This window comes from Cyclobacteriaceae bacterium, from assembly GCA_013141055.1.
Taxonomy (GTDB): domain Bacteria; phylum Bacteroidota; class Bacteroidia; order Cytophagales; family Cyclobacteriaceae; genus ELB16-189.
Window position 1 is genome coordinate 3,102,806 of sequence record JABFRS010000001.1, and the last position, 14,989, is coordinate 3,117,794.

General features: G+C 46.8%; 5 protein-coding genes. 3 read left to right on the forward strand and 2 right to left on the reverse strand.

Annotated elements, in window-relative coordinates; all coding sequences use genetic code 11:
• The first annotated feature begins 356 nt into the window (after positions 1–356).
• A complete protein-coding gene (locus HOP08_13805; protein NOT75996.1) occupies positions 357–10,007 on the forward strand; it encodes a BspA family leucine-rich repeat surface protein in 9,651 nt (3,216 codons plus the stop codon).
• A 19-nt stretch (positions 10,008–10,026) separates the two neighbouring features.
• A complete protein-coding gene (locus HOP08_13810; GenBank protein NOT75997.1) occupies positions 10,027–10,953 on the forward strand; it encodes a type IX secretion system membrane protein PorP/SprF in 927 nt (308 codons plus the stop codon).
• Positions 10,954–10,960: 7 nt separating this feature from the next.
• Here the strand turns inward: HOP08_13810 and HOP08_13815 are convergent, their stop codons facing one another.
• On the reverse strand, positions 10,961–11,419 hold the full coding sequence (locus tag HOP08_13815; GenBank protein ID NOT75998.1) for a DUF1569 domain-containing protein: 459 nt from the start codon (positions 11,417–11,419) through the stop codon (positions 10,961–10,963).
• Positions 11,420–11,573: 154 nt separating this feature from the next.
• The gene (locus HOP08_13820) at positions 11,574–11,729 is read right to left on the reverse strand and encodes a hypothetical protein (protein ID NOT75999.1); all 156 of its coding nucleotides are present in this window, start codon (positions 11,727–11,729) and stop codon (positions 11,574–11,576) included.
• A gap of 119 nt (positions 11,730–11,848) precedes the next feature.
• On the opposite strand from HOP08_13820, the gene HOP08_13825 reads away from it, so the two are divergent.
• Positions 11,849–14,839 (forward strand): tetratricopeptide repeat protein, encoded by a 2,991-nt coding sequence (locus HOP08_13825; GenBank protein NOT76000.1) that lies wholly within the window; start codon positions 11,849–11,851, stop codon positions 14,837–14,839.
• Positions 14,840–14,989: the final 150 nt, after the last annotated feature.

The window sequence follows — 14,989 nt, forward strand, 5'->3', positions numbered from 1 at the left end:
TGCGGCTAACAATCTCGCCCCTTCAGGGCTTAAATACATGTTTACTCCAGAAACCTGGCCTTCAGCCAGGGCTATTAAATCTCGGCCCTTCAAGTCTTTGAAATGTGAATTACCTATCATCGTAGCTGATCAATCTGTTTATCCCAATATCTATCGGAAGACAACAATGATGGTCACGGATTTATCAGCTACGATGATGAGTGTAGCATCTTAAGGTCAGTGAAAAACACCGACCTGAGAAAAGAGTACCCACAAATGGGTATTTACTTAATATACTCTCAAGTAATGATGTCCGGAAAACGCGCATGCGCTAACTTGTAAGCGGCTTTTTTTAACCTCTACCGATCCCTACCTCAATGGCTCTTATTCCCCGTTTCAAGTGGCTCTTCGCCATTTGTTTTGTCATAGCACTTTCTTCCTTCGCCTTTAATGCCTCTGCGCAGTTTACCACCACCTGGTCCACCAACGACGGACAGATCACCATACCAACCGGATCCGGATTTTTTAATTATGACGTAGCATGGACCAACCTTACCAACGCAGGAGTTGGTGACGGAGTAACCCTGGGACTGACAGGCAGTTATTCCATTACCGGTCTTGCAAACGGCGATCAGTATCAGGTCGAGATCACCGGAGCATTTCCTCATTTCAACATGGCAGGATATCCGGGCGAAGCCACAAAGCTATTGTCCATCAATAACTGGGGAAACATCGCATGGCAAAGCATGTATCAGTCATTTCAAGGCTGTACAAATTTAACCTACACTGCAACAGACAACCCCGACCTGTCAAATGTAAATGACATGGGTTTCATGTTCAGCGGTTGTACGGTCTTCAACGGAGCCATCGGCGGATGGAATGTCAGTAATGTGACAAACATGAATGGTATGTTCTATGATGCAACCGCTTTTAATGGCGACATCAGCTCATGGTCTACCATCAATCTTTCATCCATGGATGAAATGTTCTTTGGCGCAAGCTCATTCAACCAAAACATCGGCAGCTGGGACGTTAGCAATGTTGGAAGTCTGATACGGACATTCGCCGGAGCGACATCATTCAATCAGAATCTCAATACATGGGATGTCAGCAACGTTGGCAACATGACTGCGACATTCTTCGACTGTCCGGCATTCAACGGCAACATCTCAGGATGGAACACCAGCAATGTCACAACGATGCGTCAAATGTTCTTTAACGATGGCTTGTTCAACCGCAACCTTGGAAGCTGGCAGACGGGCCTCGTGACGGATATGACCTCCATGTTTGAAGGCTGTAGTTCTTTTAACCAGAATCTGAATTTGTGGAACACCAGCAGTGTTCAGGGCATGTCCTTCATGTTCTTCCAATGCGCTGCATTCAATGGCAATGTTGCTTCCTGGGATGTAAGCAGCGTAACCGATATGAGTTCGATGTTCAACCAATGCACGGTGTTCAATCAGGATATCAGCGCATGGGATGTTCAGAGTGTTGCAAACATGAATTCAATGTTCAACCTCTGTCAGGCGTTCAACCGGAACATTGGCGGATGGGTTGTAACCAATGTCACGAATATGTCTGCGATGTTCGGCGGGGCAACCATCTTCAATCAGAATCTCTCCGCATGGGACGTTCAGAATGTTAATGACATGTCCGGAATGTTCAGCGGGTGCCAGGCATTTAATCAGAATATCGGAGGATGGAACGTCGGCAGCGTTGCCGATATGTCCAACATGTTCGCCTTCTCACCGGCATTTAACCAGGACATCTCTTTGTGGAGTGTGGCCCTTGTGTCAGACATGCATCAGATGTTTCTCAATGCATCAAACTTCAATCAGGATATCAGCATATGGAATGTGGGTGGTGTATTCAACATGCAGGCAATGTTCGGTGGAGCAACGGCATTCAATCAGAATTTAGGCCCGTGGGATGTACGCAATGTCACAAACATGAACAACATGTTTGATGGCAGCGGCCTGTCGAACAATAACTATGATAATCTTCTCAATGGCTGGTCATCACTGCCATCGCTGCAGGGTGATGTGACACTGGGTGCCGCATCAAAACAATATTGCCTTGGTGAAAGCGCACGCAACTCGATCATTGCCAATTATAACTGGACATTCCTTGACGGCGGCAAGTTGTGTGTATCCACCACCGGATTCGTTACAACATGGAGCACCACCGACGGAACCATCACTATTCCGCATGGTAATGGCTTATTCAACTATGATATTATCTGGACCAACCTTACCAATGCAGGTATAGGTGATGGAAGCACTACGGTCATCGATGGTCCAATGACTTCTTTCACCATCAGCGGATTAGCCAACAATGATCTGTATAAGATCACCATCGAAAGGGACTTTCCTCATTTCCGCATGGGAGGTAACAGTGCGGAGGGAGGAAAGCTACTGTCGATCGATCAATGGGGTAACATCGTCTGGGGAAGTATGGAGCAGGCATTCCATGGATGTTATAATATGGGCTACACTGCCACCGATGTTCCGGACCTGTCAGCGGTGACCGATATGTCCTTTGCGTTTGCAAATTGTAACGTGTTCAATGGCGATATCACTGCATGGAATACCACCAACGTAAACAACATGGCCTACCTGTTTTATAACGCCTTTGTTTTCAATCAGAATATCAACAGCTGGGGTGTAGACAACGTAACAGATATGCACTACATGTTTTATGAGGCCAATGCATTCAACTGGTACCTCGATGACTGGATTGTTGCCAATGTCGGCGACATGAGCTTTATGTTCTACGGTGCGGACTCGTTCAATGGGTCTATCTCCAACTGGAATGTGGCCAACGTTACGACCATGGAGTCAATGTTTGCAAATGCAGCAGTGTTTAACCGGAATATAGGCAACTGGATTGTCGATAGTGTAACCAACATGAACTCCATGTTCAGCAACTGCTATGCTTTCAATCAGAATATCAATTCGTGGAATGTAAGCAACGTCAGGGACATGCAGCATATGTTCGATGCTGCCATAACCTTTAACAGTCCGCTCGACAACTGGATAACGGGAAACGTTGTTCACATGGATGCGATGTTTAATCTCGCCCGCAATTTCAATCAGCCGATTGGATCATGGAATTTAAGCGAAGTGACCAGCACGACACTGATGTTCAGTCAGGCAGAGCTATTCAACCAGGATATCAATAACTGGGCTGTGGGTGGTGTGACAACGATGGCAAACATGTTCAATGGTGCTACGGTGTTCAATCAGAATCTGAATCTGTGGACTACCAGCAATGTGGCAGACATGAGTAACATGTTTCTCGGTGCCGCCCAATTTAATGGAACGATCTCGAACTGGGATGTAGGCAATGTTCAAACCATGCAGGCAATGTTCTCCGGAGCAACAGCCTTTGATCAGGATCTCGGTGGCTGGAATGTGACAGTTGTACAGGATATGTCGAGCATGTTTGATAACAGTGGATTGTCTGACACCAACTACGATAACATTCTGATCGGCTGGGCTTCACAGACTGTTCAAAGCAATGTCACACTAGGTGCGAACAGCAATCAGTATTGTGCGGGAACTGCTGCACATGATATATTAACAGGACTCTATGGATGGTCCATTAATGATTTAGGAACTTCCTGCCCGGCGCTGCCATTTGTTACAACCTGGAGCACAACGGACACACAGATCTCCATACTGACAGGCACGGGCTCTTTCAATTACAGTATAACGTGGACAAATATTACTAACACCGGAGTGGGTGACGGATCAGCTTCAGGCCTGACGGGCAACTACACCATCACTGGCCTCAGCAACAATGATCACTATCGTGTAGAGATCTCCGGACAATTCCCGCATTTCAACATGGGTGGCAACACAACCGAAGGGCCCAAGCTTCTTTCCATTGATAGCTGGGGAGACATTGCATGGCAGAGTATGGAGCAGGCTTTTTACGGTGCTATAAATATGACATATGCCGCGACCGATATACCTAACCTGTCGGGCGTTGCTGATATGGACTACATGTTTGCCGATTGTCATGCCTTCAACGGAAACATTAACAACTGGAATGTCAGCACGATCACAAGGATGGACCACCTCTTCTCCGAAAATTTTGTATTTAATCAGCCCCTGAATAACTGGGACGTAAGTAATGTGATTGACATGCAATTCATGTTCAGCGGGGCATCGGTCTTCAATCAAAATCTTAATACCTGGGATGTCAGCAATGTTGGGCTACTGGTCAGCACATTTTCTAATGCTGTGGCCTTTAACGGCGACATAAGAAACTGGAATACTTCAAACGTAGCCGCGTTACAAAACACATTTCAAGGTGCCATTGCATTTAACCAGGACTTGAGCGCATGGAATGTAAGCGGTGTCACAACCATGTTTCAGACTTTTTCCAACGCGCGTTCTTTTAATGGAAATATCAGTAACTGGAATGTCGGTGCTGTCAGCACCATGCAGGGTATGTTCAGCGGTACTAATTCATTCAACCAGAATCTCAACTTGTGGAATGTTGGTAGTGTAACCAACATGTCAGCTATGTTTGCAGGGGCGACTATATTCAACGGCAATATCACCTCCTGGAATGTGAGCAACGTAACTAACATGGCGGGAATGTTTGTCAGCACTCCTGTCTTCAATCAGAACATCAGTGGCTGGAATGTTGGAAACGTAACCGCTATGACTGTCATGTTCCAGGGTGCCGATGTATTCAATCAGAATATCGGTTCATGGAATACAGCAAACGTAACGGACATGGCTGGCATGTTTCAAAATGCACCAGCATTTAACGGTAACATCTCAGTCTGGAATACCAGCAACGTTACAGGGATGGCGGTAATGTTTCGCAATGCCACATCATTCAATCAGAACCTGGCCTCATGGGATGTGGGCAAGGTGACAAACATGATTCAGATGTTTGAAAACTCAGGCCTTTCAAATACCAACTATGATAACCTGCTCATCGGATGGGCGGCATTGCCATTGTTACAAAATACGGTAACGCTCGGAGCGCCTGATAATCAATACTGCTTTGGTGCTGCTGCAAGAGCGGCGCTGATCGCTGGTCACAGCTGGACCATTAATGATGGAGGAACCTATTGTGCACCTACTATTGCATCGTTCCTTCCGACAACCGCAGGACCCGGCACAAGCGTCGTCATTACGGGGACTAATTTATTTAATGCAACATCTGTGCGATTTGGCGGAACGGCGGCAACATCATTCGTTGTGAACTCAGCAACGCAGATCACTGCCGTTGTGGGAGCGGGTGCATCCGGAAGCGTTGATGTAGATACCCCTAATGGAAGCGCAACGCAAAGTGGTTTTACATTTAGTTCTACTCCGACAATTTCTTCGATAACACCCGGCAGTGGAGGAACAGGATCTGTGATAACGATCACGGGAACCAATCTTAGCGGAGTAACGGCGGTTAGTTTTGGCGGAACGACCGTTGCATCGTTCACATCTGTTTCTGCTACTACCATTACGGCGATTGTTGCTGCGGGAACTTCAGGAAATGTTTCCGTTACAACGCCAAGCGGAACTGCCAGCTACGCAGGATTTACGTATGCGCCGCTTACGCCACCGGGCAATGCACTTAATTTTGATGGAAGTGATTATGTGGTGCTACAGAATACAGTGGGCAACGATTTTACCATTGAGTTTTGGATCAATACAACTCAATCCACCGGAAGCACATTTGTTTCACAATGGTATTATACGATAGGACTTGTCTATGGAGATGCACCGTCTGATACCAATGACTTTGGAATTACGATGTCGGGCGGGCATATTGTTTTTGGTGTGGGCAATCCGGATGTTAACCTTGTTTCGAATGCATTTATCGCTACCGGAAAATGGGTTCATGTGGCGGCTACCCGTAATCAATCCACCGGTTTAATTCAGTTATTCATTAATGGAGTAGCGGACAATTCTGCAGTTGCCAATTCAAACACACTGAACGCCTCTTCGACGATAACATTAGGGGCGTCAAGTGCGGCAGGGTTCATTGGTACGATGGATGAGTTGCGGTTTTACAATAGCGTGTTAACTGCTACCAATATAAGATCTGACATGGTTAGCACTTCAGCTTCAGTGCCGGGTAACGTTCTTTCGTATTATAATTTTGATGAGGGAGTAGCGGGCGGCACCAACACAGGAGTTAACATATTGGTGGATCAAACCATTAATGTTAATCATGGTACCCTTGTCTCCTTTGCCCTTGCGGGAAGCACTTCCAATTGGGTAGAAAGTTATGCGTTGTTGGTACCTACGGCTCTGGCGGCTACTGGCATCACCACTTCTGGTTTTACGGCCAACTGGACTGCGCCGTCTCTCGGCATTGTTACTAATTATTTACTGGATGTTTCTATCGATCCAGCTTTTGCATCTTTTGTATCGGGTTACAACTCATTGGTTGTGGCAGGTACATCACAAGCAGTAAGCGGATTGTCACCGGGTACGCAGCATTACTATCGTGTCAGTGCTGATAAAGCTTCGGTCACGGGACAAGGTGCGCAATCGAATACCATTTCAGTAGCAACACTTCCACTGGCGCCGACCATTTCTTCATTCACGCCAACCAGTGCGGGAGCGGGAACGACGGTGACCATCAATGGAACAAATCTTACGGGACTCAGTGCAGTGAGTTTCGGTGGTACACCGGCGACTTCATTTAATTTTATATCATCGACACAGATCACGGCAGTGGTGGGTACTGGAACTTCGGGTCTGGTTTCGGTAACAGCAACGGGAGGAACGGTTACGTCACCGGGATTTGTTTTCATTCCGGCACCGACCATTGGATCGATCACGCCTTCGACATCGGGAACTGGCGCAACGATTACTATCAATGGAACCAATCTTACGGGAGTTACTGCTGTTAGCTTTGGAGGAGTACCGGCAACGTCATTTAATTTTATTTCGGCGACACAGATCACGGCGGTGGTAGGTGCGGGAGGTTCGGGAAGTGTGGATGTAACGACACCGGGTGGAACAGCAACGTTTGCTGGTTATGTATTTATTGGTGGACCGACGATTGGAAGTTTTACGCCAACAACAGCGGCAACGGGAGCGACTGTTACGATCAATGGAACAAATCTTACGGGAGTAACGGCGGTTAGTTTTGGTGGAACACCGGCGACATCATTCACTCCTGTTTCTGCAACGCAGATAACAGCAATCGTAGCAGCTGGTTCATCAGGTCTTGTTTCCGTTACAACTCCGGGCGGAACAATTACTTCACCAGGATTTACTTATATCAATCCACCAACCATCGGATCATTTACTCCGACGACAGCATCAACGGGAGCAACCGTTACTATTAATGGAACATTCTTAACAGGAGTAACGGCGGTTAGCTTTGGTGGAACGCCAGCAACGTCATTCACTCCAATATCGGCAACACAGATAACAGCGATTGTTGCAGCTGGTTCATCTGGATTAGTCTCTGTTACGACACCGGGCGGAACCATAACATCACCAGGATTTACTTATATCAATCCACCAACGATTGGAAGTTTTACTCCAACCACCGCGGCAACGGGTGCGACGGTTACGATCAATGGAACATTCCTTACAGGTGTTACTGCGGTTAGCTTTGGAGGAACGCCAGCAACATCATTCACGCCAGTGTCAGCGACACAGGTAACAGCAATCGTAGCAGCTGGTTCATCAGGTCTTGTATCAGTTACAACTCCTGGCGGAACTATAACATCTCCGGGCTTTACTCATATCAATCCACCAACAATTGGAAGTTTTACTCCGACCACCGCAGCAACCGGTGCAACAGTAACAATTAATGGAACATTCCTGACGGGTGTTGGTGCCGTCAGCTTTGGCGGAACACCAGTAACATCTTTCACTCCGGTTTCTGCAACACAGATCACTGCCATTGTAGCAGCTGGTTCATCGGGATTAGTTTCTGTTACAACTCCCGGTGGAACAGTCACGTCTCCTGGATTTATTTACATCAATCCACCAACCATCGGATCATTCACTCCAACCACAGCGGCGACCGGTGCGACAGTAACAATTAACGGAACATTCCTGACGGGAGTTACTGCAGTTTCATTTGGTGGAACGCCAGCAACATCATTCACTCCTGTTTCTGCAACACAGATAACAGCAATCGTAGCGGCTGGTTCATCAGGTCTTGTTTCCGTTACAACTCCGGGCGGAACAATTACTTCACCAGGATTTACTTATATCAATCCACCAACGATTGGATCATTTACTCCGACAACCGCAGCAAGTGGTGCGACAGTAACTATTAATGGAACATTTTTGACCGGCGTTACTGCTGTAAGTTTTGGTGGAACACCGGCAACATCCTTCACGCCAGTGTCAGCAACCCAAGTAACAGCAGTGGTTGCTGCGGGATCATCAGGTTCAGTTTCACTTACAACTCCTGGTGGAACAGCAACTCTTGCCGGCTTCACATTTAACGCTTCTCCGACCATAACATCATTCGCTCCCACAACTGCTGTATCCGGAGCAACCATAACGATCACCGGAACCAACTTCACCGGTGTCACCGCTGTCAGCTTCAGCGGAACACCAGCGAGTTCGTTTACATTTCTCTCGGCAACAACCATTACTGCCATCGTTGCATCGACAAGTTCTTCCGGTAGTGTTTCCGTGACAACACCAACGGGTACCGCAACGCTTGCTGGCTTTACATTTATTCCGGGACCCATCATCACTTCATTCACGCCTACTACTGCTGCCAACGGAGCAACGATTACCATCACGGGAACCAATCTCACAGGAGCAAGCGATGTTAGTTTCGGTGGAACGACTGCATCGGCATTCACTCCCGTGTCATCAACCACTGTTACAGCAGTTGTTGCGAACGGAACGTCGGGCAGTGTATCGGTAACAACAGTGGGGGGAACTGCTACACTGGCAGGATTTATTTTCATACCGACACCAACGATCACTTCATTCACACCGGCAACTGCCGTGAGCGGGTCGACTGTCACCATCAACGGAACAAACCTGACCGGAGTCTCTGCTGTTTCTTTTGGCGGAACACCAGCTGCTTCGTTCAACTTTGTTTCGTCAACGCAGATCACAGCAGTTGTAGGGACCGGATCATCCGGCAGTATATCGGTGACCACTCCCGGTGGAACGGCAACACGGACCGGCTTTACATTTAATCCATCACCAAACGTATTATCTTTTACTCCAACCACCGCACGAACAGGAGAAACGATAACCATTACCGGCTTCAACTTATCGGGAGTGACGGCGGTTAGTTTTGGCGGCACACCTGCTGCATCATTTTCTTCTGTGAATGCGAATACCATTACGGCCGTAGTGGGAACAGGATCATCAGGAAATGTAACGGTAACAACAGCGGGAGGAACAAACTCCAGGATCGGATTCACATTTGATCCGAATATGCCGGTGGTGGTTGTGAAAGACGGAGATAATAATTCCGGTTCGCCGGTAACATCACAACCTAATGCGCCCATCTTCATTGGTGAGATCTTTGGCGGAAGGGAAATCGCCAGAACCTTCAGCATTGAGAATACCGGTACGGCTGCTGCAATGGTTGTTTCTGTTTCTATTGATGATCCAAACTTCATAATAGGACAGGAGCCAACGGTCATTGCGCCTCACAGTTTCGAGCGACTCACCATCGTCTTAAAATCCAGTCAGCCAGGAACGTATGTTGGACGGGTAACGATTCAATATCAAACGGGATCCTTCGCCTTCAGCGTCATGGGTGAAGTGAAAGATCCTTCTATTCTCGTTTACAATGCTGTCACTCCCAATGGTGACGGAGCTCATGACTACCTGAAGATCGTGAACATTGATCTGTACCCGTCGAATTCAGTCACGATCATGAACCGTCTGGGAGAGACAGTTTTCAAAACAGACAACTATAATAATACCGATCCTGCAAAGCGCTTTGAAGGACAATCGAATACCGGAAGTGGTCAGCCCCTGGCAGACGGAACATACTTCTATGTGATTGACCTGGCAGGCAGCGGCAAGCAAACGGGTTTCATCCACGTTCAAAAATAATTTTTACGAATACGATCGCATGAAGAATATCAATATGAAAATTACATTACTCCTTTTCCTTCTGACAGGAAGTGTTTCACTTCAGTTGTGCGCACAAACGGATCCGCTGTTCAACCAGTATCAGTTTAATCAGAGTATGTTCAATCCGGCCTACACCGGAACCTACAATGTTTTCAACGGAACACTGATATCGCGTGCACAATGGGCGGGAATCAAGGGATCGCCTCAGACCACCACCTTCAACGCGAGCACCGCATTCTTCAAGGATCAGTTGGGAGCAGGGTTGATTGTGATCAATGATCGTATTGGTATCAGCAACAACTCTGACATCCAGGCAAACTTTGCTTACAAGCTGACCTTTCTTCATAGTCACCTGTCCTTTGGAATGCAGGCGGGGATTGTGAACTACCGTTATGATTATAGTAACCTAACACTTGAAACGGACGACCAGGTCCTTACACAACGCCAGCGTCCGAATTTTTCCAAGCCTACGATCGGTGCGGGAATGTTCTATCGTGCAGACAAATATTACCTCGGTATTTCCATACCACGATTGCTGGATGTGAGTATTCAGGATGACGTGACCACCAATAAAATTTATAAGAAGCAATTGTATCTGAGCGGGGGAGTAGTGATTGATAAGTTTGAAGGTATCAAGTTAAAGTCAACGGTACTGGCAATGATACAGGACTCTGACCGGTCGTATGTGGATATTTCTGCAAGCATTTTACTTGCAGAAATAATCTGGGCGGGCATCGGCACGCGTAACTTCACCACGTATGGAGCAAACGTCATGCTCGAGCTCAGCAACAAATTCCGCATCGGATATTACTATGAGCTTCCTTCCAGCAGTCTATTGGGATCAACGTTCGGTACCAACGAAGTGATGCTCAGCGCAGACCTGGAGATATTGAAGAATCACAGGGCATTGAGGAGGTATTTTTAGAGTACATCTATACGCCGAATTGTGTTAAGTGATGATCCAGATGTTTGTACAGCATATTGTTCCATTCGTTCAGGTTTAATCTTCCGAAAGAGAGAGATTCCTTGTTTTCGAAACTGGATGAGCCCAGCTTTTCTGTTTTATCAATATAGTCTACCAGTCTTTTCTTTTCTGAATCAAAATCCCTTTCGCCTTTTATTACGAACGCTGGGGCGGTTGGTGAGTTGTGCTTGTACGGTTTATTGCTCACAACGATGTCTTTCACGAAAGCTTTGATGAATAGTGCCATGAGAAAGTTTGGCTTCTTATGCTTTTGGTCATAGATCATTTCATAGGCGACATTACAATGGGCGAGCATTTGTGGGCAGTTCATCTTACCCCATTGAGGTTTTGTGTTGAGGCTTAGCCTGTTAATGCGATCGGTCATTTTGCTGGCGATTTCGGAAGTAAAGATGTCTGGGAAGTCCATGGGTTTTGTTTGGTTTATATTTGATAAGACGATTGGGGGAGGATAGTGGACAGGGGGAGGGAAATTTTTTTGGGAGATAATAGAGGATAGTAGGATGCGAGGGATAAAATTCTTGTTGATGTGGCAAACGCATCAAGAATAAATGACTTATTTACTACATTTCAGGAGTGTCGTCAAGGGTCGTCAATGTCACATCAGGTTCAGGCTTAAAGTTCATCCCAAAGACAACTCCTTTTGAAGTTTTTTCAAATACTTCTGTGATGGTTACAACATAATTTTGCTTACTCGATTTTTCCACTAAGAAATCCATGCCCAGACCAAGATTTGAGGATTAGATAAATTTCAAGCATCCCAACAACAGTATCCTGAACGCCTAATTTCAAACAACCCAGATATCTACTATATTTCGATAACCATCATTTAACAAATATGAGTGCCCGGTCTCCCCATTTCGCGGCAACTTCAGTTGTATTCACCATCCTGTTAATGTGCGCATGTGCGTGGGCAACACCATGCAGTGCCGCTCCGCAAGACACCTTGTGGGTGAAGACAAGATTGGATACCGCCTGGAAGATGATGCTCAGAAATGATCCTCGCACTGTCTCCGTTGTTGACAGCCTGATATGGCAAGCGAAAGAATTGAAATTCAAACCGGGACTTGCCGACGCCTATCGCACGCTTGCCCGTCACTACCGAAGCAGCAATGGTAAGATGGCGGAACGCTATTACGATTCAGCCCTTGCGATCAACCTCGCGCTTAACAGAAAACTCGCTCTCGCGAAAGTTTACCAGGAAATGGGTTCGTTATATTACACGAACGAGAAGTTTTCAATGTCTATTGAATTCAGCAAAAAGTCATCAGCGCTCGACTCTGCACTTGGAAGGAAACAGCAGATGGCCGACGCTCTCACAAACATCGGACTGGCGTATGAACGTCTCGGCGACTATGCACAGGCACTGCGATATTATTTACGCTGCCTGGCGGTTGATGAAGAGTTAAAATATGAAGAGGGTATCGTAAGTGACTATAGCGTGATTGCAACCATCCATGGAAAGATGGGAGACTTTGAAAAAGCCAGCGAGTACTATCAGAAGGCAATTGATGCAGGTCAGGACGAAACCAGAAAGGCAGTTGCAAAAGTTAACTATGCAATCCTTCTGAAGAATCACGGTCACTACGATGAATCTCTCAAGCTGATGAATGAAGCATACGCGACCTATATAAAAGGAGATGAGCCACGGAATATAGCGTCAGCGTTACACAACCTGGGAGCGCTGGCCTACGCTATGGGAGACTATCCGGGAGCCATTTCCTACTATAATCAAGCTTTTAAAATAGCGGATCCGGATTATAAGAGTCTCTACCAGGCCAACTATACGGGTCTTGCAGAAACGTATCTCAAGATCAAACAGTATCCACGCGCTCTTGAATACGCAAACCAGGCCATGACGCTTGTGATGGAACTGGGTCTGATGGATAGTCAGAGAAAGACGGCAAAGCTTATCTCTGACATTTATCGTGCTCAAGGAAATTTCGAGCAGTCGCTGGTCTACTATGAAAAATATTCGATGTACCGCGATAGTGTTTTCAGTCAGGAGAAGGTGCGTCAGATACGGGACCTTCAGGCGAAGTTTGATTCTGAACGCAAAGAACAGGAAATCGCAGCGCTAACCTTTGAGCGTGAGCTTCAGAGCCTCAACCTGGAACGTAAAACTATTCTGCAGTATTCACTCATCGCGGGATTCCTTGTACTGGCCATCGTCGGCATCATCTTATTCAGGATCAATCTTGCAAAGCAGGCAGTGAAACGACAGTTGCTGTCAGTTATGTTGAGCAATGAACACAAGGAAGCGGAACGGCTTAAGGAATTGGATCATCTGAAGTCGCGATTCTTTGCCAACGTCGCACATGAATTCCGGACTCCTCTCACGCTGATCCTTGGACCCGTAGAAAATATGCTCAGCGAAACAAAGGGTCCTGATAAAAACCGACTGCTTACAATTAAGAGCAGTGCCTCACGACTGGTGAAGCTCGTGAACCAGCTCCTCGAGCTTAGTAAACTCGAAGCCGGCGCCATCGAACTTGATTTTGTTCAGGATGATGTTATCGGGTTCCTGCGAGCAAACACCATGTCATTCCAATCGCTGGCGGATCAAAAAAAGATCGACCTTCAGTTCAGTTCGAACACTGCCATCTTTGAGATGAAATTCGATCGCGACAAGCTCGAGAAAATATTTTCCAATCTTCTTTCCAATGCGTTCAAGTTTACCGACGCTGGTGGGAGCATATTAGTTCATGCAGATGCGGGTCAGCATTCGTTAAGAGTGACAGTTAAAGATTCCGGAACAGGAGTGCCCGAGGCGGACTTGCCGTTTGTGTTCAATCGTTTTTATCAATCCGGTACAGTGTCCAGGACAACACTCGGAAGCGGGATCGGTCTGGAGCTGACAAAGGAGCTGGTGAATATCTGCGGCGGTGAAGTTGGTGTTTCCAATGCAATAGAAGGAGGAGCGCAATTCTATTTTACGCTGCCGGTAACGGAACCTGGTGCAGCGGACGTGTCATCCAACAAACCTACTTCCGGTGAATATACCCGCATGGTTCTGGACGAAGCACGTCAAACTCCAGGCGTTCTTGCGATGAACACAAATTATTCCGAAGGCAAAGACACCATTCTTGTTATTGAAGACAACGCAGACGTCAGAAACTATATAATAAGTTCACTACAGCCAGACTATCATGTAATCTCTGCTGATGATGGTGAGCATGGAATCCGTGAGGCAATTGAAATCGTGCCCGACCTCGTTATCACAGACCTGATGATGCCGGTAACAGATGGTATGACCGTGTGCCGTACGCTTAAGAAGGACGAACGAACCAGTCACATTCCTGTGATCATGCTTACGGCAAAGGCAGATATGGAGAGCAAGATCGAAGGGCTGGAGTCCGGGGCAGATGATTATCTCGCCAAACCTTTTCACACCAAAGAGCTGTTGGCAAGGATTGCCAACCAGATCAACATCCGCAAAAGCCTGCAGGAAAAATTCAGAAGTGGTGTTGTGAAAGAGGAATCCGATCAGCATGTTTCCACAAAGGAAAAGATCTTTATGGCAAAGCTTCTTGCCACCGTTGAGCTTCATCTTGGCGAAGAGGAATTCGGCGTGGAGGAATTGAGTCGTGAACTCGCCATGAGTCGTATGCAGCTCCACCGCAAAATCAAAGCGCTAACAAATATTCCCGCAAGCCTTTATATCCGTTCCGTCAGACTTGAGCATGCGAAAAGGCTATTGGGAGAAGGCATATATAATGTGTCAGAGGTTGCCTATCGCGTGGGTTTCAATTCCCCTACCTGGTTTTCGACTTGTTTCTCTGAGCAATACGGCTTCCCTCCAAGCGACCTGCTCACCACTACTGCATAATAATCGGAGCACGTGCACGTCCGCACGGCTTTTTCATTCTTTCAACTTATTGATGGTGAGCAACATTCGGCTCATGTTACAAGGCTTAATGTCTTTGTTACAGGTCTTAATATCCGTTTCCTGTCCGAAACTGATTTTTGAGCCGTGTTA

Bases quoted from the DNA above. Each gene is read 5' to 3' on its own strand.
- HOP08_13805 (NOT75996.1), top strand. From the start codon at position 357: ATGGCTCTTATTCCCCGTTTCAAGTGGCTCTTCGCCATTTGTTTTGTC.
- HOP08_13810 (NOT75997.1), top strand. From the start codon at position 10,027: ATGAAGAATATCAATATGAAAATTACATTACTCCTTTTCCTTCTGACA.
- HOP08_13815 (NOT75998.1), bottom strand. From the start codon at position 11,419: ATGGACTTCCCAGACATCTTTACTTCCGAAATCGCCAGCAAAATGACC.
- HOP08_13825 (NOT76000.1), top strand. From the start codon at position 11,849: ATGAGTGCCCGGTCTCCCCATTTCGCGGCAACTTCAGTTGTATTCACC.
- HOP08_13820 (NOT75999.1), bottom strand. From the start codon at position 11,729: ATGGATTTCTTAGTGGAAAAATCGAGTAAGCAAAATTATGTTGTAACC.